This window comes from Caulobacter sp. 17J80-11 (assembly GCF_014349105.1).
Classification (GTDB): domain Bacteria; phylum Pseudomonadota; class Alphaproteobacteria; order Caulobacterales; family Caulobacteraceae; genus 17J80-11.
This window is the reverse complement of sequence record NZ_JACSJI010000004.1, coordinates 45,914-63,387: the sequence shown is the minus strand read 5'-3', so window position 1 is coordinate 63,387 and position 17,474 is coordinate 45,914. Positions and strand designations below refer to the sequence as shown.

Genomic DNA, 17,474 nt, shown 5'->3' with positions numbered 1-17,474 from the left:
TCCGTACGCCGCAGCTTTACCGTGGAAGCTCCACAGTAGCCGGGGGCAGGCGCTTTGACCGACCAGACCCCCGCCCCGGAGCGCGACGCCAAAAAGCGCGAAACGCGACGCCGGACCGCCGCGTGGTGGCTGGCCGTCGCCGCGGCCGTGCTGGCCGCGCTCGCGATCGGCGTGTTCGCGGTCGGCCGCTACGGCCTGGTCTCCAAGCCGGGGCGCGAACTGATCCTGACCCTGGTGCAGGGCAAGAAGGTCGGCCGCTTCGGAACGCTCAGCGTTTACGGCCTGAAGGGCGACCTGTGGAACGACTTCACCCTGGAGCGGGTGACCGTGGCCGACGCCAAGGGCGTGTGGCTGGAGGCCAAAAACGTCCGCGTCGACTGGAGCTGGACGCCGCTGATCGGCCGCCGCTTCCACGCCGAGCTGATCAGCGCCGAGGTGCTGCGCCTGATCCGCCGTCCGGAGCTGGAGCCGCAGCTGGAGCCGCCCTCCCCCATGCCGCTGTCGATCGACATCGACCGGTTCGAGGGCCAGATCGAACTGCTGCCGGACTTCTCCAAGGAGTACGGCCGCTGGACCGTGGCCGGCGAGGCCGACGTCGACCGCCTGGGCGCCAAGGCCGTGAAGCTGGACGCCAAGAGCGTCTCGCGGCCGGGCGACTTCGTGACCGCGGACGTGTCGATCGGCGGGCGCGGCGACCTGAAAAATACGCTCAAGGTCGACGTTCAAGCTATTGAATCGAAAGGCGGCCCCATCGCCGGCTCGCTCGGCTACTCGCCCGACCTGCCCTTCACCCTGAAGGTCAGGGTCGGCGGCGCGACCAAGGACGGCCGGGTCGAGGCCCTGCTGAAGTCGGGCTCCTTCACCCCCCTGCTGGTCGACGGCCGCTGGGACGACGGCGGCGCGCTGATCGGCGGGCGGATGGTGTTCGCCGGCTCCGACCTGTTCGCCCCCTTCGGCCGGCGGCTGGGCGACGAGGTCAAGTTCGGTCTGGCCGGCCAGCGCCGCGCGGCCGACCGCTTCGCCGTCGCCTGGGAAGCCCGGGCCCCCAACCTGACCGCCCGCTCCTTCGGCGTGTTCGAGCCCAAGGGCCGCACCGCGCCCGACGGCGTGCGCCTGGACGTTGCCACCGGCTCGATCTCCCGGCTGATCGGCCACGACCTGGCCGGGGCCGGGCGGATCAAGGGCGTCTGGAACGGCGACCCGAAGGCCTGGCGCTTCACCGGCGACACCAGCGTCGAGCAGTTCACCGCGGTCGGCTACCGGCTGGGCAAGGCGGCCGGGCCGATCGAGGTCGCCTGGAAGGCGGGACGCTGGGACATCAAGACCAGGCTGACCGGGACCGGCGGCACGGGCGCCGGCGTGCTCCCCCGCCTGTTCGGGCCGCGTCCGCGCGCCGACATCGAGCTGGCGCGCCTGAAGGACGGGCGCTTCCTGCTGACCCGCGTGGACGCGACCGGCGCCGGCCTGAAGATCAAGGGTTCGGGCGCGCGCGGCCTGACCGGGACCCTGACCTTCCAGGGCCAGGCGACCCTGACCGACCCGTCGGCCATCCGCAAAGGCGCGAAGGGCGAGATCGTCGCCGACTTCAAAGGCAACCGCCCCCACGGCGTGAACCGCTGGAACGTCACGGCCGACGCGCGCGGCCGGCGCTTCGCCACCGGCCTGTCGCAGTTCGACCGGCTGATGGGGACCGAGCCGCGCCTGCGCGCGACCGGCGCCTTGGTCCGGAACGTGATCGAGATCGACCGCGCCCGGCTCGAGGGCAAGGCGGCCCAGGCCGACGGCAAGGGCAGCATGGGCCTGAACGGCAGCCTGAACCTGGCGCTGGACTGGTCGGCCAAGGGCCCGTTCCAGGCCGGCCCGGTGGAAATCGCCGGCCAGGCCAAGGGGACCGGAAACCTGACCGGCAATCTCGGCGCCCCCCGCATCGACCTGAAGGCGCGGCTGCAGCAGATCGACACCCCGGTCATCACCCTTACCGGCGCCATGGTCGACCTGACCTTCCAGAGCGACCCGCGCGGCTCGGACGGGCGCGTCGGCGTGGTCGGCGGCTCGGCCTACGGTCCGGTGCGCGCGGCGTCAGCCTTCCAGTTCGTGCCCGGCGGCGTGACCCTGCGGGACCTGAACGTCGACGGCGCAGGCGTGCAGGCCAAGGGCAGCCTGGCGCTGCGCAACAGCGCGCCCTCGGCCGCCGACCTGACCTTCGCCGCCGGCCCCGGCGTGTTCCTGACCTCCGGCAAGCTGGGCGGGACGGTCCGCCTGACCGACGGGCCGGGCTCCGCCGCCGCCGTGCTGGACGTCACCGGGACCGACGTGCGCCCGCGCGGCGCGACCTGGGCGCTTCGGACGCTCAGCCTGAAGGGCACGGGCACGCTGGCCCGCCTGCCCTTCACCGTCACCGCCGACGTGGCCGGCCCGAACCCCGGCCGGTTCAACGGCACTGGCCTGTATTCACGCGCCGGCCAGCGCCAGACCGTCAGCCTGACCGGCGACGGCGCCCTGCGCGGCGTCAAGTTCAACACCCTGGCCCCGGCCGTGGTCACCCTGGATCCGGACGGCCGCAGCCTGAAGCTGGACGTCGGCGTGGGCGGCGGGCGGCTGACCGCCGACGCCAGCCAGGCCGGCGAGAACGTCGACGCCCGCGCCGAGGTCGACGGCGTGCGGCTCAACGCGCTGAGCGACCGGTTCGAGGGCAAGGTCACCGGCAGCGTCGACCTGCACGGCCGCGGCGACCAGCTGGGCGGCTCGCTGGACGCCAAGCTGGAGGACGCCCGCAGCCTCGACGGCCCGCGCCGCCTGGCGGTCGACGCCACCGTGAAGGCCAGGCTCACCGACCGCAGCCTGGCGATCGACGCGTCCGCCTTCGACGAGGGCGGCGTGCGCGCCGACACCTCGCTGGTGCTGCCCGTGGAAGCCTCGGCCCGCCCGCTGCGCCTGGCTATCGTGCGCGACAAGCCGATGAACGGCCGCTTCTCCGCGGCCGGCGAGATCCAGCCGATCTGGGACCTGCTGCTGGGCGGCGACCGGCGGCTGTCGGGGCAGATCTCGGCCGAGGGCTCGCTGGCCGGCACGCTGAACGCGCCCAAGGTGCAGGGCTACGCCAACCTGGAGGGCGGCCGCTTCGAGGACTTCGCCACCGGCCTGAAGCTGACCGCGCTGGACATGAAGACCCGGTTCGACCAGGGCGGCGCGGTGGTGGAGAGCTTCACCGCCGCCGACGGCGGCCGCGGCACGGTCACCGGCGAAGGCCGGCTGGACCTGCGCGCCGGCGGCGCCTCCAGCTTCACCGTCTCGCTGCGCAACTTCCGGATCATCGACAACGACCTGGCCGAGGCCCGCGCCACTGGCCCGCTGACCGTCACCCGCGCCGCCGACGGCAAGCTGGCCCTGGTCGGCGACCTGGCCGTCCAGGAGGCCGAGATCTCGGCCACCCGGATCGGCGGCCGCGGCGGCGGCGTCGTGAAGATGGACGTGATCGAGATCAACAAGCCGGTCGGCGAGCAGCAGATGATCCAGCCGCGCGGCGCCGGGCCGTCGGTGGCGCTGGACGTCACCCTGAAGGCCGACAACCGCGTGTTCGTGCGGGGCCGGGGCCTGGACGTGGAGCTGGCCCTGGACGCCCACGTCGGCGGCACGGTCGCCCAGCCGGAACTCAAGGGCCTAGCCACCGTCGTGCGCGGCGACTGGGAGTTCGCCGGCGCCCGCTTCGTGTTCGACGAGGGCGGCACGGTGGGCCTGAGCACCAATCTGGCGGCCATCGACCTGAACCTGCGCGCGGTGCGCGAAGACCCGTCGCTGACCGCCATCGTCGAGATCCGCGGCACGGCGGCCGAGCCCGAGGTCAAGCTGACCTCCGAGCCGGCCCTGCCCCAGGACGAGATCCTGTCCCAGGTGCTGTTCGGCCGCTCGGCCTCGCAGCTGTCGCCGCTGGAAGCCGCCCAGCTGGCCTCGGCGCTGGCGTCGATGGCCGGCGGCGGCGGCCTGGACGTGTTCGGCAACCTGCGCGAGTTCGCGGGCCTCGACCGGCTGACCTTCGGCGGCGGCGACGAGTCCGGCATGACCGTGGCCGGCGGCAAGTACGTCACCGAGGACATCTATCTGGAGATCATCGGCGGCGGCGTCGAAGGCTCGGCGGTCGAGGCCGAATGGCGCGCCCGGCGCAACCTGTCGATCGTCTCCCGCATCGCCGCCACCGGCGCCGCGACCCTCTCGGTGCGGTGGCGGAAGGAGTCGCGCTAGCCCCTTCCCGAGCCCCTCCCCTGCGACGCCCGGGCGCGTGGCGCGACTCCCGAGCCGGGCGTAGCAGCAACCTCGCGGCACAGCGGGGGCGGCATGATTTCTCGGGACGACGCCAAGGCGGTCTACATCGGCGCCAACGCCCTGGTCGGCGTCGGCGCGGCCTTCACGGCCATGGGCGAGGCGGACAGCGCCGCGGTCTCGGCCGGTGTGGCGGTGGTGCTGGCCGGCCTGATCGGCTCGGTCATCGCCTTCCAGGCGCTGGGCAAGACCGGCGCGCTGGACCCCGCCCCGGAGCGGGACGCCCGGCGCACCCGCCAGACCATCGGCCTGGCCCTGGCCGTCGCCGCCTTCGTGCCGGCGGTGCTCGGCGCGGGCCTGCCGGCCGCGCGCCTGATCGACGTCGCCGCCGCGGCCGTGCGCCTGGCCGCGCCGTTCGTGCACGCGCTGAGCTGAGAGGGAGGCGGCGCGGCCCCGGAAGCGGCCCCGGCGCGCGCCTGATCCGAGTTGGGGTGGAAACGCCGACGCGGTCGACGGAGGGCCGACGTCTCGGCCATCGAACCGCGCCGCCAGCTTGGCGCTTCCTCGAATCCTGCGCCCAACCAAGCGCAGACGGCGAAGGTTCCCCGTCACTGTGGCGGAACTGTGAAGCTTAGCCGTCGGTTGTCGGCCCTGTTCCGCGCCGACTTCGCCGCCGATGACGTGGATCGCGACGGCGTGCTGACCTGCGCCGAGCTGTTCGCAGGTTCGGCCTGCTCTCAGACCTAGAGCTCCCCGACTTTCTCCGTCTGTCCCGGCGGAAGCCGGGACCCAGATTCAGCCTCGACGCTTAGCGGGTTTCACCTGGACCCCGGCTTTCGCCGGGGCACACGGATGAGATGGGGCCGCGAAAGGGTGCGGAAACCACCTCCGCAACGCGGCGCCAAAAACCTTACACGAACGCCGTCGCCGCGATGGCGCCGATGGCGATCAGCAGCAGCAGGACGCCCAGCCAGGGGAAGCGCGCGCGCCGGCGCGCCGGGAAGGTACGCAGGTAGACCGGCGGGCGCGGCGCGCCGGTCTCGTCGGCCAGGATACGCCGGGCGGTACGTCCCCTCACACCAGCGCTCCCGGCGCGACCACCTCGATCACCCGCAGCTCACGGCCGCTGTCGTCGCAGAAGGCGTCGCCGGCCGACAGGCCGATCAGCGCCGCGCCGACCGGGGTCAGCACCGACACGCGCCGCGCGGTCAGGTCGGCCTCGGCCGGGGCGACCAGCACGACGCGGCGGATCATCTTCGAGCGGCTGTCGAAATAGGCCACTTCCGATCCCAGCCGCACGGCCCCGGCCGGCAGGTCGGCCTCGGCCACCACCTTCGCCCGCGCCAGTTCCTCGGCCAGCAGGGCCGGCCCCGGCGCGTCGGTCGAGGGATGGTCGCCGACGAGCACGCTGAGCGCGTCGAAGTCGGCTTCGGCGAGGTGGAGGGGCGGACGCTCGGTCATCGGAGTTCCTCTGGCGGCGGGTCGGCGGCGGGGCTCGGCTGGAAGCGCCCCGCAAAGCAAACAGGCGCGAGACAGCGAAGACCGTCCGCAGAACGGACAGAACGCCGGCCGCGCGCGGCAGGTGTAAGACATGCGCTCTCGCAGCCCGGACAGATCAGTCCAGGCCATGGTCAGCTATGATGAAAGCAACGGGAAGTCGTCCCCGGGTCTGAAACGCTCAGGCCCGGGGTGGAGCGCCTTCGAGCAGGCGGCCCGCATGATGCGATTTACGCGCGAAGGCGATACGTTTGCGCATGACGACTTGAGCGTGGCCCGCGAGGACGGGGGTGTCAAGCTGCGGCCCCTCACACGTCCGTCATTCCGGAAAGCGCGCAGCGCTTATCCGGGCCCCGGCGAGCGCGAAAGCGACACTGCGCGACGCCCTGCAACGAGCCCCGCGCCTGCTGAGTCCCGGCTCTCCGCTGCGCTTCGCTCCGCTGCGGCCGGGATGACGGAATTCTTGAGCGTTACGGCAGCTTGGCCGCCAGCACGTCGAACTCGGCGATGGCCGGCGGGTGCTCGAACAGCTCGTCGGCGCGGGCCATCAGGATCTTGGCGATCTCGCCGTCCAGGTGGGCCTGCCGGCCCTCTTCGTCCGGGAATGCGTCGAAGATCCCGAACGAGGTCGGACCCATGCGGATGGCGAACCAGGCGGTGGTCTGCGGCTCCGCCCGGGCCAGGGCGAGGGCGTCGCGCAGCAGGGCCTCGACCGCGGCCTCCTTGCCGGGCTTGGCTTCCAGGCGGGCGTAGAGCGCCTTGGTGGTCATCGCGGATCTCCGTTAGCCGAGGCCGCCTCCTCCCGCAAAACCGCCCCCGCCGCAACCGTCACGGGTTCGAAAAGCTTTATGCGTCGGAGCCTCGCAGGGGATCGCCATGGAGACGCTGAAGCTGGCCCGGCTGGCCGCCGCCGTCGCGCTGCTGGCCGCGCCGGCGTGTTCGAAGCGCCCGGAGAGCGGCGCGGACCAGGGGCCGGCCACGCTGGCCGACTACGCCGCCGCCGCCGCCCTGGCCCGCGCGCCGGACGGCCGCCAGGCCCGCGTGGTCGCCGTGGCCGAGACCCCCGACCACAAGACCGCCTGCGGCCTGCTGCGGGTCGGCGGCGACGAGGACATTCCTTTCCTGATCGAGCTGAACCAGCCCTTCGCGCCGGGCGAGACCGCCCCGCCCCAGGTGGCCGCCGCAGAGGGCGCGACGCCGCGCAACACCCCCTATCTGGCCGAACGCGCCAAGCAGTACGCCGCCCGCTGCGCCGAACTGGGCATGGACCTGGCGACCCTGCCGCGGACGGCGGGGGAGTGAGCGGAGCCGCCCTCGTCCTTCGACAGGCTCAGGATGAGGGCTACCGGGAGGCCGGCGTAGAAATCCTCATCCTGAGCTTGTCGAGGACGAGGATTTTCGGCCCCTCACCTGTTCACCCGGACCTAACGGTTGCCTGCCATCCTGACCGCATCGCTCAGAACGAGCAGGAGAATTCGCCGATGGACATCGTCTCGGCCGGCCGCGAGCTGATCCGCATCGGGGTCGGCGGCCAGGACTACTGCGTTTCGGTCGCCGCCGTGCGCGAGATCCGCGGCTGGACGCCGGCCACGCCGATCCCCGGCGCGCCGGACTACATCAAGGGCGTGATCAACCTGCGCGGGCTGGTGCTGCCGATCGTGGACCTGCGCGTGCGCCTGGGCCTGCCCGCCGACGAGCCGGGCGCGCGCAGCGCGGTGGTGGTCTGCGAGATTCACGGCCGCGCGCTGGGCCTCCTGGTCGACGCCGTCTCCGACATCCTGACCGTGACGGCCGAACAGTTGCAGCCGACGCCCGACATCGCCCGCGCCGGCGAGGACCTGATCGACGGGGTGCTGGCCATGGACGGCTGGATGGCCGGCCTGCTCAGTCTGGAGCGCGTGGTCCCCGACGTGGAGATCGCCCGGGCGGCGTGATCAAGATCGTCACCCTCGGGCTTGTCCCGAGGGCCCAGCGTTCCGATCGCACCGCGCCACCCGATTTGGCGCGACGAAATCGGCCGCCGTTCGCGCCCAGGGACGCCCTGGGCCCTCGGGACAAGCCCGAGGTGACGAGGTGGGGCGGATCCCGGCCGGAGCGCCCGGCCGGAACCCGCCGCGAAGCCTCAGTGGGTATAGCCGAAGCCGCCCATGTGCTGGCCGAAGCCCTGGCCGAACGCCTGGCCGCCGCCCGTGCGCGCCTGAATGGCGTGGGTCAGCACGATCGCCTTCACCAGGTCGCCGATGTCCAGCAGCGGGCCGCCGGACTGCAGCCGCGCGCCGACCACCGCGCGCACCAGGTCGCCGACGTCGCTTTCGCCGCCCAGCAGCGGGCCGCCGGCCTGGATCCGGGCACCGATCACGCCGCGCACCAGGTCGCCGACGTCACCGCCCTGGCCGCCCATGCCGCCGGTGCGCATACGCGCGCCGACGATCATGCGCACGATGTCGCCGATGTCCGGACCCGGCCCGCCGAGCAGCGGCTCGCCGGTCTGCATCCGCACCGCCACGATCGCGCGCACCAGGTCGCCGATGTCGAAATTCAGAGAACGGCCGCCGTTCGCCTGCAGGCGCTGGGCGACCAGGGTGCGCACCAGCTCGGCGATCTCGCCGCCCTGGCCGGCGAACTCGGCCAGCCGCGCGCCGGGCGCAGTGCCGCCGAACGGCTGGCCGCCTAAGCCCTGGCCGCCGAAGCCTTGCGGCGCGCCCTGCCAGCCGCCGAAACCGGTGTGGGTCTCCATCATCTCGATACTCCTGCTGAACACGAAACGTCGCGGCGCGAGCGACCGCATCGGCCGCCAAACCCTAACCGGAGAAGTATTCCCTCGGCGCGCCCGGCCCCCGTCGCGGGAAACCCCGCTCAGCGCGCACCCGAACCGCGCCCCACAACCCGACCCTGTACCTGCCAGTTCCTCAGGCCCCGCGCGCCCGCCTACCCAAAAAGGCGTAGGGGCGAGGCGGAATTCATCCGAACACCTGGCGGCCCTTGTTCGGATGCGCCCAGTCAAGGAGGCGCCCGAACACCCCGCCGCTTCCAATAAGGAAGCGCCCGCGCGTTGAACCGCGAACGTCGTTCCGGCTAGTGTCCAGCCCGCATGCGGATTCTCCCTGAAGACCGGCTCGTGCTCGACGCCCTCAAGGCGCGCGAGGCGCAGATCGTCGGGCGCGCCGTCGACTGGTGCGCGATCAATTCCGGCAGCCGGCACATCGCCGGGCTGGAGAAGCAGAAGCTTATCCTGGCCGAGTTCCTGGACGACCTGCCCGGCCGCCTGGAACACCGGGCGCTGCAGGCCAGCCCCGAGGTCGCCGACGACGGCGCCCTGCGCCACCAGCCGCACACCGACGCCCTGCTGATGACCGTGCGCCCGGACGCGCCGGTCCAGGTCGTGCTGACCGGCCACTACGACACCGTCTTCCCGGCCGAGAGCGTGTTCCAGAAGCTGGTCGTGCGCGAGGACGGCGCGCTGAACGGCCCCGGGATCGCCGACATGAAGGGCGGCATCTCGGTCATGCTGGCCGCGCTGGAGGAATTCGAGCGCCACCCCCTGCGTGAGCGGGTCGGCTACCGCGTGCTGCTCTCGCCCGACGAGGAGATCGGCTCGCTGGGCTCCGGCGCCGTGCTGGCCGAGATCGGCCGGCTGGGCCACGTCGGCCTGACCTACGAGCCGGCCCTGTCGGACGGCACGCTGGCCGGGGCGCGCAAGGGCTCGGGCAACTTCCACCTGGTGGTGAAGGGCAAGGCCGCCCACGCCGGGCGCGACTTCGCCCTGGGCCGCAACGCCATCGCCGCGGCGGCCGAACTGGCCTGCCGCCTACACGCGCTGAACGGCGTGCGCGAGGGCGTCACCGTCAACGTCGCCAAGATCTCCGGCGGCGCGCCGCTGAACGTGGTGGCTGACAACGCGGTCGTGCGCTTCAACGTGCGCGTGCCCGACGCGGAGGGCGCGGCCTGGATCGACCGGGCGATCGACGAGGTCTGCGCCGTCGCGCCGTTCGAGGGGATCTCCATCCACCGCCACGGCGGCTTCACCCGCCCGGCCAAGCCGTTCGACGCCTCGCAGCAGGCCCTGTTCGGGGCGGTGAAGGCCGTCGGCGACCTGCTGGGCCAGCCGATCGGCTGGAAGCCGTCGGGCGGGGTGTGCGAGGGCAACAACCTCTATGCGGTGGGCCTGCCGAACGTGGACACGCTGGGGGTGCGCGGGGGCGACATCCACAGCGAAGCCGAGTATGCGTGGCCGCAAAGCTTTGTGGAGCGCGCGCAGCTCTCCGCCCTGATCCTGATGAAGCTGGCCTCCGGCGAGATCGACGCCGCCGGCATCCGGGCGCTGCGCGACGCGGGCCCAAGAGTGGCCCTGGCTGAGGAAACTGAGTGATGCTTGTGGTCCGTCCGGCGGGTCCCGCCGACTTCGACGCCCTGATGGAACTGGCCGTGCTGTCCGGCCCCGGCTTCACCAGCCTGCCCGAGGACGAGCCGACCCTGCGCGAGCGGCTGGAAGTGTCCCAGGCCAGCTTCCGCGGCGAGCTGGCCCCGCTGGAGTGCTGGTACACGCTGATGCTCGAGGACGCCGAGACCGGCCAGATCGACGGCGTGGCCGGCGTGAAGGCGGCGGTCGGCGTGAAGCGGCCGTTCTTCTCCTTCCGCGTGGTGGGCCTGACCCAGTACTCGGCCAACCTGGGCCTGAAGTTCGACCACAAGGCGCTGGTGCTGGTGAACGAGTGCTCCGGCTGGTCGGAGGTCGGCTCGCTGTTCCTGAAGGCCGAGAAGCGCACCGGCGGCGCGGGCCGGCTGCTCGCCCAATCGCGCTACATGCTGATCGGCTCCGACCCCCAGCGGTTCTCCGAGAACGTGCTGGCCGAGCTGCGCGGCTGGTTCGAGGAGGACGGCTCCTGCCCGTTCTGGGAGCACGTGGCCGCCAAGTTCTTCCACATGCCGTTCGGCGAGGCCGACCGCATGAGCGCCGCCTCCGACGGCCAGTTCATCCTGGACCTCGCGCCGCGCCACCCCATCTATGTGGAGCTTCTGCCGGAGCCGGCGCGCCGCGTGATCGGCAACGTCCACCGCGAAGGGGAAGCGGCCCGCGCCCTGCTGGAGCGCGAGGGCTTCCGCGCCACGGGCCTGGTCGACATCTTCGACGCCGGCCCGACGGTGGCCTGCCCCCGCGACGAAATCCGCACCGTGCGCGACAGCCGCCGCCTCGTCGTGCGCCTCGTGGACGCGCTGGATCACGCGACGCCCTCGCTGGTTTCGGTGGACGATATCGAAAACTTCCGCGCCACCCGCGCAGCGGTGACGGTCGAGGACGAGCAGGTCCTGATGACCCGCGACGTCGCCGATCTGCTGCGCGTGAAAGGCGGGGACCTGGTTCGGGTGAAGGCATGAACGGGCGTCTGTTTATCGACGGCGAGTGGCGCGAGAGCGCGGGCGAGCGGCTGGTCTCGACCGACCCGGCCACCGGCGAGCAGGTCTGGACCGGCTCGGCCGCCACGCGCGGCGAGGTCGAATGCGCCGTTCGCAGCGCCCGCAAGGCCTTCGAGGACTGGAGCGAGCGCCCGCGCGAGGAGCGCGTCGAGTTCATGCGCCGCTACAAGGCGGTGCTGCAGGAGCGCGCGCCCGAGTTCGCCAAGGCCCTGTCGCGCGAGACCGGCAAGGCCCTGTGGGAGACCACGGCCGAGCTGAACTCGATGATCGGCAAGGTCGACATCTCGATCCGGGCCTACGCCGAGCGCACCGGCGAGCGCGAGGCGGAGATGGCCTTCGGCCGCGCCGTGCTGCGCCACAAGCCGCACGGCGTCGCCGTCGTGCTGGGCCCGTACAACTTCCCCGGCCACCTGCCGAACGGCCACATCGTCCCGGCCCTGCTGGCCGGCGACACGGTGGTGTTCAAGCCGTCCGAAGAGACCCCGCTGGCCGGCCAGATGCTGGTCGAGGCGCTGGAGGCGGCCGGCCTGCCCAAGGGCGTGGTCAACCTGGTGCAGGGCGGGCGCGAGACCGGCGCGGCCCTGATCGAGCAGCCGATCGACGCCCTGCTGTTCACCGGCTCGGCCCAGGCCGGCGACTTCTTCCGCCGCAAGTTCGCCGACAACCCGCACGTGGTGCTGGCCCTGGAGCTGGGCGGCAACAACCCGCTGGTGGTCTGGGACGTCGAGGATCCGGCCGCGGCCGCCTCGCTGGTCGTCCAGTCGGCCTATGTCACGACCGGCCAGCGCTGCTCCTGCGCGCGCCGGCTGATCGTCAAGGACGGCGCGGAAGGCGACGCGGTGATCGAGGCGGTCGCCGCCCTGACCGACCGGCTGACCGTGGGCCCGTGGGACGCCACGCCCGAGCCCTACATGGGGCCGCTGATCTCGGCCAAGGCGGCCGAAGGCGCGCTGGCCAAGGCGCGCGGCCTGATCGAGATGGGCGGCAAGGTGGTGCGCAAGTTCCACCGCGTGGACGGCACGCACGCCTTCGTCACACCCGGCCTGTTCGACATGACCGGGGTCGAGGGCCTGCCCGACGACGAGATCTTCGCGCCGGTGCTGCAGGTGTTCCGCGTCTCCGACTTCGACGCCGCCATCGCCAAGGCCAACGACACGAAATTCGGCCTGTCGGCCGGTCTGATCAGCGACGACGAAGCGCGCTGGCGCCGCTTCCTGGCCCGCTCGCGCGCCGGCGTGGTCAACCGCAACCGCCCGACCACGGGGGCCGCCGGCGACATGCCGTTCGGCGGCGTGGGGGCCAGCGGCAACCACCGCCCCAGCGCCTACTACGCGGCCGACTACGTGGCCTACCCGGTGGCGACCTTCGAGGCCGACAAGGCCCGGTCGATCCTGGGCGAGATCAAGGGTTTGAGGCCGTAAGCAACTAGATCCTCCCCCTCTGGGGGAGGGGGACCATGCGAAGCATGGTGGAGGGGGCTCCAGCCGCCACGGCGGCGGGGCCAGGAGGCGGAAGCGACGGCGTCAAGCTGGAGCCCCCTCCACCGCCTTCGGCGGTCCCCCTCCCCCACCGCTCGCTTCGCTCGCTCGGGGGAGGATTTGAGATGACCGCCATCGAAGCCAACGCCGACGGCCTGGTCGGGCCGACGCACTCCTACGCGGGCCTGTCGCCGGGCAACATCGCCAGCCAGGTCAACGCCGGCGAGGCGTCCAACCCGCGCGCCGCCGTCCTGCAGGGCCTGGCCAAGATGAAGCGGCTGGCCGACCTCGGCATCCCGCAGTTCGTCCTGCCCCCGCACGAGCGGCCCTTCACGCCGTTCCTGCGCGCGCTCGGCTTCTCCGGCACGGACGCCGAGGTGCTGGAGCGCGCCTGGAAGGACGCGCCGGCCTTCGCGGCGGCGGCCTGCTCGTCCTCGCAGATGTGGGCGGCCAACGCCGCCACCGTCACGCCCTCGGTCGACGCGCCGGACGGGCGGGTGCACTTCACCCCGGCCAACCTGGTCACCAACCTGCACCGCAGCCTTGAGCACGAGCAGACCACGCGCAGCCTGCGCCGCCTGTTCCCGGACCCGCGCCGCTTCGCGGTCCACGACGCCCTGAACCCGGTCGCCCACCTGGCCGACGAGGGCGCCGCCAACCACGTGCGGCTGGCCGCCGAGCACGGCGCGCCCGGCGTCAACCTGCTGGTCTGGGGCCGCGACGCCTGGGAGCGCTGGGAGGGCAAGTACCCGGCCCGCCAGACCCTTGAGGCCTGCCAGGCGATCGCCCGCCGCCACGGCGCCAACCGCCCGGTCTTCGCCCGCCAAGCCCGCGCGGCCATCGACGGCGGCGCCTTCCACAACGACGTGGTGTGCGTGGGCACGCGCACCGCCCTGCTGTTCCACGAGCTGGCCTTCGAGGACAAGAAGGCCACGCTGGACGCGATCCGCGCCGCCGCCGAGGGCCTGTTCGCGCCGGAATTCGTCGAGATCTCCGCGGCCGACCTGCCGCTGGAGGACGCGGTGAGGTCCTACCTGTTCAACTCGCAGCTGCTGGTCGTGCCCGGCGAGGACCGCCTGGTGCTGCTGGCCCCGACCGAGACCGCCGAGAACCCGCGCGCGCACGCGGCCGCCCAGTCGCTGGTCACCACCAACGGCCCCATCGGCCGGGTCGAGTACGTCGACGTGCGCCAGAGCATGAGGAATGGCGGCGGCCCCGCCTGCCTGCGCCTGCGCGTGGTGCTGACCGAGCAGGAGCTGCACTCCGCCAACGCGTTCCAGCGGCTGAACGCGGGCCTCTACGGACGCCTGTGCGAATGGGCCGAGCGCTGGTACCGCGAGGAACTGCGCCCCGCCGACCTGGCCGACCCGCAACTGCTGACCGAGACGCGCGGGGCGCTGGACCAGCTGACCGCGATCCTGAACCTGGGCGGGGACTTCTATCCGTTCCAGCGCACTTGAACCTTCTCCCATAGGGAGAAGGAGGGGCCCGCGCGAAGCGTGGGAGGATGAGGGGTTACGGGGCCTTCCCCAGATCGCGTAACCCCTCACCCTCCCGCGCGGACCTCCGCTTGCGCTCCGGTGCGCGGGTCCCTTCCCTCTCCCTCCGGGAGAGGGTTCATCACCCCGCCAGCAGCGCTTCGATCTCGCCCGACGTCCACAGCACGCCGTAGGGAATGCCCGGGTTCAGCATGGCCGCGCCGTGGCGGGCCAGCTTCAGCATCTCCACGCCCGGGCCCTGGATGTAGGAGACGCCGGCCGGATAGACCTGCCCGATCCGGGCCGGCGCGGTGAACAGGATGATCGCGGCGCGACCGTCTGCTTGGGGCGCGGTGGCCAGCTGGACCCGGTCGCCGGGCTCCAGCCTGCGGCCGCCGTCGACCACCGCCTGGGTCAGGGCGCACAGCGGCGCGGCCAGCAGGGCGTCGCGGAAGGCCGTCTTGCGGGCCGGATCGGCGTGGGCGGCGACCATCAGCGCTTCGAGCTCGTTCAGCGGCTGGAAGGTCAGGTGCGCGTCGTCCATCGGCGTGTCTCCGGGCAGGGCCGGCCACCTTCGTCGCAGCTTCGTCGCTTGTCGAATCCTCGTCGCACCTCGCGCCCGTCCCCGGCCGGCCGGAGCTAGAGCGAAGGAGACGCGCGGGACGGGATGGGCCTGGGACCCGGCGCACACGCCAGAGACCCCCACCATGACCGTCCGTAAAACCGTCGCCGCCTTGACCGCCGTCGCCGCCGTCGTGGCCGCGGCCCAGCCGGCCGCCGCCCGCCAGGACCGCCCGCCGGCCGAGGCCTGCGCCATCGCCCGCTCCATCATGCAGAACCAGGGCGACGTCCAGGCCGTCGCCGCCGCGCCGGCCAAGCCGGCCGAGAGCGAGCGCTCCAAGTCCGCCCGCAAGCTGCTGGGCTTCGCCGCCTCGGCCCTGCAGGCCGCCGCGCCGCAGATCACCGCTCGCGCCGACAACCCGCTGAAGGCCGCCGCCGCCCAGGTCGCCGTCGACGTGGTGCGCGACTCCGCCAAGAACAGCGCCCCGATGGGCGGCGGCTCGGCGGCCGTCAGCGCCAAGGACCGCGAGCAGGGGCTGGCCCAGGCCGGCTGCTGATCTCACGAAGCCCTCTTCCCCGATCGCGGGGGAGAGGGCTTCGTCGCCGGAGATTTTGCTTCGCCGAACTCCGTCATGCGGTAGGGGTTGTCCAGACCGGACAGCAAGGGACCCCGCCATGAAGGGCTATGTCGACGACATCGAGCGCCTGACTGAAGCGAACACCGACTTCCGTCGCGTGCTCTACACCGCCCGCTCCACCCAGCTGGTGCTGATGGCTATCCCGGCCGGCGGCGAGATCGGCGAAGAGGTGCACGACAAGGAAGACCAGTTCTTCCGCGTCGAGAGCGGCGACGGCGAGGTGCTGATCGACGGCGTCACCCACAAGGTCGGCGACGGCTCGGCTGTGATCGTGCCCAAGGGCGCGCGCCACAACGTCCGCAACGTCGGCGCCGAGCCGCTGAAGCTCTACACCCTCTACAGCCCGCCCCACCACAAGGACGGCACCGTCCACCGCACCAAGGCCGAAGCCGACGCGGACGACGAGCACTTCGACGGCAAGACCACCGAGTGATCGGCGGGGTCGACCCGGCCGTCCTTCCCCGCTTCTTCGTCGCCATGGCGGTGGTGGAGCTGACGCCCGGGCCGAACATGGGCTACCTGACCTCCCTTTCGGCCGCGTGCGGCCGAAAGGCGGGCCTGACCGCGGTCGCCGGCGTGACGCTGGGCCTGACCGCCTACATGATCGCCGCCGCCTTCGGCCTGACCGGCGTGCTGCTGGCCTATCCCGTGCTCTACCAGGCCCTGCGCTGGGCCGGCGTGCTCTACCTGCTGTGGCTCGCCTTCGAGGCGTGGTCGGCCGAGCGGGAGACCGCGCGTCAGGCGCCGCAGGGGCCCGCGTGCTACGGGGCCTGGTTCCGGCACGGCCTGTTCGCCAACCTGCTCAACGTCAAGGCGGCGGCGTTCTACGTGGTGCTGCTGCCCAGCTTCATCTCGCCGGCGCGGCCCGCCCTGCCCCAGGCCCTGACCCTGGGCTTCCTGCACCTGTCGATCAGCGTCGTCGTGCACGGCGCCATCGTGCTGCTGGCCGCCCGGGCCGGGAGCCGGCTGGGGGCGGCGGGCGACCATCCGCGCGCCCGCGCGGTGCGCCGCGCCTTCGCCGTCGCGATCGCCCTGGTGGCGATGTGGCTGGCCTGGGATACCCGCGGCTGAGCCCGAACCGGACCGCGCCGGCGCCAGTTGCCGGGCGGCCATGCGCGTCGTCGTGTTCGAAGCCGAGGACTGGGAGCGCGAAGCCTGCCTGCGGTTGTCGCCGCCCCACGCGGTCGACTGCCGGGCCGAGGCGCTGACCGCCGCCGACGCGGCCGCCCACGCCGACGCCGAGGCGATCGCGACCTTCATCAAGTCGGAGCTGACCGCGCCGGTCCTAAGACGCCTGCCCCGGCTGCAACTGATCGCCACCCGCTCGACCGGCTACGATCACATCGACCTGGACTACTGCAAGGCGCAGGGGATCACCGTCTGCAACGTGCCGGGCTACGGCGACCACACGGTGGCCGAGCACGCCTTCGCGCTCCTGCTGGCGGTCAGCCGCCGGGTCGTGGAGGCGGCCGAGCGCACACGGCGGGGCGACTTCTCGGAGGCCGGCCTGCGCGGTTTCGACCTCCACGGCAAGACCCTCGGCGTCGTGGGCACGGGCCGCATCGGCCGCTGCGCCGCCGGCATCGGCCGCGGCTTCGGCATGCGGGTCCTCGGCTTCGATGTCCGACCCGATCCGGAGCTGGAGGCGCAGGGCCTGCGCTACGTGGCCCTCGCCGACCTTCTGGCCGAGGCCGACGTGGTCACCCTGCACGTGCCGGGCGGGGAAGGGACGAAGAACCTGCTCTCCGACGCCCAGTTCGCCCGCATGAAGCCGGGCGCGGTGCTGATCAACACCGCCCGCGGCGGGGTGGTCGACGCCGAGGCGCTGGTGCGGGCCCTGGCCGGCGGCCGGCTGGCCGGGGCGGGCCTGGACGTGCTGACCGAGGAGGCGGGCCTGCGCGAGGAGGCCGAGATCTTCCGCGCCGGCGCGGCGCTGCCGATCGAGCGGCTGCGCGGCCTGCTGGCCGACCACGCCCTGCTGCGCTTCCCGACCGTGGTGCTGACCCCGCACATAGCCTACGACACCCGCGAGGCGGTCGGGCGCATCCTCGACACCACGGTCGCCAACATCGAGGCCTTCGCGAGCGGGCGGCCGATCAACGTGGTGGTCGCGCCGGCCTGATCCGGAAAAGAGTAAGGGCGGCGCCGCT

Annotated in this window: 18 protein-coding genes; 13 read left to right on the top strand and 5 right to left on the bottom strand. The window is 72.7% G+C overall.

Annotated features, from left to right (window positions below):
* Positions 1 to 54: 54 nt before the first annotated feature.
* The 3 genes from H8B08_RS05755 (at position 55) to H8B08_RS19090 (ending at position 5,004) form a co-directional block, all read left to right on the top strand.
* Positions 55 to 4,239 (top strand): translocation/assembly module TamB domain-containing protein, encoded by a 4,185-nt coding sequence (locus H8B08_RS05755; RefSeq protein WP_187449249.1) that lies wholly within the window; start codon positions 55 to 57, stop codon positions 4,237 to 4,239.
* Positions 4,240 to 4,332: 93 nt separating this feature from the next.
* The gene (locus H8B08_RS05750) at positions 4,333 to 4,692 is read left to right on the top strand and encodes a hypothetical protein (RefSeq protein WP_187449248.1); all 360 of its coding nucleotides are present in this window, start codon (positions 4,333 to 4,335) and stop codon (positions 4,690 to 4,692) included.
* Between the two features lie 189 nt (positions 4,693 to 4,881).
* Positions 4,882 to 5,004 carry a hypothetical protein gene (locus H8B08_RS19090; protein ID WP_255500693.1) on the top strand — a complete coding sequence of 41 codons (123 nt, stop codon included), beginning with the start codon at positions 4,882 to 4,884 and terminating at the stop codon, positions 5,002 to 5,004.
* Positions 5,005 to 5,167: 163 nt separating this feature from the next.
* Here H8B08_RS19090 and H8B08_RS05745 read toward each other — a convergent pair whose 3' ends face one another.
* The 3 genes from H8B08_RS05745 to H8B08_RS05735 form a co-directional block, all read right to left on the bottom strand.
* Positions 5,168 to 5,335 (bottom strand): hypothetical protein, encoded by a 168-nt coding sequence (locus H8B08_RS05745; RefSeq protein ID WP_187449247.1) that lies wholly within the window; start codon positions 5,333 to 5,335, stop codon positions 5,168 to 5,170.
* On the bottom strand, positions 5,332 to 5,718 hold the full coding sequence (locus H8B08_RS05740) for a GreA/GreB family elongation factor (protein ID WP_187449246.1): 387 nt from the start codon (positions 5,716 to 5,718) through the stop codon (positions 5,332 to 5,334). Before H8B08_RS05740 ends, H8B08_RS05745 begins: the two co-directional genes overlap by 4 nt.
* Positions 5,719 to 6,224: 506 nt before the next feature.
* Positions 6,225 to 6,524: a putative quinol monooxygenase gene (locus tag H8B08_RS05735; RefSeq protein WP_187449245.1), complete on the bottom strand. Its 300-nt coding sequence runs from the start codon at positions 6,522 to 6,524 to the stop codon at positions 6,225 to 6,227.
* 106 nt (positions 6,525 to 6,630) lie between these two features.
* On the opposite strand from H8B08_RS05735, the gene H8B08_RS05730 reads away from it, so the two are divergent.
* Both H8B08_RS05730 and H8B08_RS05725 read left to right on the top strand, forming a co-directional pair.
* Complete coding sequence (locus tag H8B08_RS05730) at positions 6,631 to 7,056, top strand: hypothetical protein (RefSeq protein ID WP_187449244.1); 426 nt, start codon at positions 6,631 to 6,633, stop codon at positions 7,054 to 7,056.
* A 179-nt stretch (positions 7,057 to 7,235) separates the two neighbouring features.
* Entirely contained in the window at positions 7,236 to 7,688 is a 453-nt protein-coding gene (locus H8B08_RS05725; protein ID WP_187449243.1) for a chemotaxis protein CheW, read from the top strand.
* 188 nt (positions 7,689 to 7,876) lie between these two features.
* On the opposite strand, the gene H8B08_RS05720 is transcribed toward H8B08_RS05725, so the two are convergent.
* On the bottom strand, positions 7,877 to 8,494 hold the full coding sequence (locus tag H8B08_RS05720) for a hypothetical protein (protein ID WP_187449242.1): 618 nt from the start codon (positions 8,492 to 8,494) through the stop codon (positions 7,877 to 7,879).
* A 351-nt stretch (positions 8,495 to 8,845) separates the two neighbouring features.
* Between H8B08_RS05720 and H8B08_RS05715 the strand changes: the two genes are divergently transcribed.
* The 4 genes from H8B08_RS05715 to astB all read left to right on the top strand — a co-directional run bounded on the left by H8B08_RS05715 (position 8,846) and on the right by astB (position 14,107).
* On the top strand, positions 8,846 to 10,123 hold the full coding sequence (locus tag H8B08_RS05715) for a hydrolase (RefSeq protein ID WP_187449241.1): 1,278 nt from the start codon (positions 8,846 to 8,848) through the stop codon (positions 10,121 to 10,123).
* Entirely contained in the window at positions 10,123 to 11,130 is a 1,008-nt protein-coding gene (locus H8B08_RS05710; RefSeq protein WP_187449240.1) for an arginine N-succinyltransferase, read from the top strand. The genes H8B08_RS05715 and H8B08_RS05710 overlap by 1 nt, the downstream gene beginning before the upstream one ends.
* Positions 11,127 to 12,590: a succinylglutamate-semialdehyde dehydrogenase gene (gene astD / locus H8B08_RS05705; protein WP_187449239.1), complete on the top strand. Its 1,464-nt coding sequence runs from the start codon at positions 11,127 to 11,129 to the stop codon at positions 12,588 to 12,590. The genes H8B08_RS05710 and astD overlap by 4 nt, the downstream gene beginning before the upstream one ends.
* 182 nt (positions 12,591 to 12,772) lie before the next feature.
* Positions 12,773 to 14,107 carry an N-succinylarginine dihydrolase gene (gene astB, locus H8B08_RS05700; protein WP_187449238.1) on the top strand — a complete coding sequence of 445 codons (1,335 nt, stop codon included), beginning with the start codon at positions 12,773 to 12,775 and terminating at the stop codon, positions 14,105 to 14,107.
* 160 nt (positions 14,108 to 14,267) lie between these two features.
* Here astB and H8B08_RS05695 read toward each other — a convergent pair whose 3' ends face one another.
* Entirely contained in the window at positions 14,268 to 14,669 is a 402-nt protein-coding gene (locus H8B08_RS05695) for an SseB family protein (RefSeq protein WP_187449237.1), read from the bottom strand.
* Between the two features lie 163 nt (positions 14,670 to 14,832).
* Here H8B08_RS05695 and H8B08_RS05690 point away from each other — a divergent pair, with 163 nt between their 5' ends.
* From H8B08_RS05690 to H8B08_RS05675, 4 genes are all read left to right on the top strand, one after another.
* The gene (locus tag H8B08_RS05690; RefSeq protein WP_187449236.1) at positions 14,833 to 15,243 is read left to right on the top strand and encodes a hypothetical protein; all 411 of its coding nucleotides are present in this window, start codon (positions 14,833 to 14,835) and stop codon (positions 15,241 to 15,243) included.
* A 118-nt stretch (positions 15,244 to 15,361) separates the two neighbouring features.
* Complete coding sequence (locus tag H8B08_RS05685) at positions 15,362 to 15,757, top strand: cupin domain-containing protein (protein WP_187449235.1); 396 nt, start codon at positions 15,362 to 15,364, stop codon at positions 15,755 to 15,757.
* The gene (locus tag H8B08_RS05680) at positions 15,754 to 16,395 is read left to right on the top strand and encodes a LysE family translocator (protein ID WP_370545407.1); all 642 of its coding nucleotides are present in this window, start codon (positions 15,754 to 15,756) and stop codon (positions 16,393 to 16,395) included. The genes H8B08_RS05685 and H8B08_RS05680 overlap by 4 nt, the downstream gene beginning before the upstream one ends.
* 40 nt (positions 16,396 to 16,435) lie before the next feature.
* On the top strand, positions 16,436 to 17,446 hold the full coding sequence (locus H8B08_RS05675) for a hydroxyacid dehydrogenase (protein ID WP_187449234.1): 1,011 nt from the start codon (positions 16,436 to 16,438) through the stop codon (positions 17,444 to 17,446).
* Positions 17,447 to 17,474: the final 28 nt, after the last annotated feature.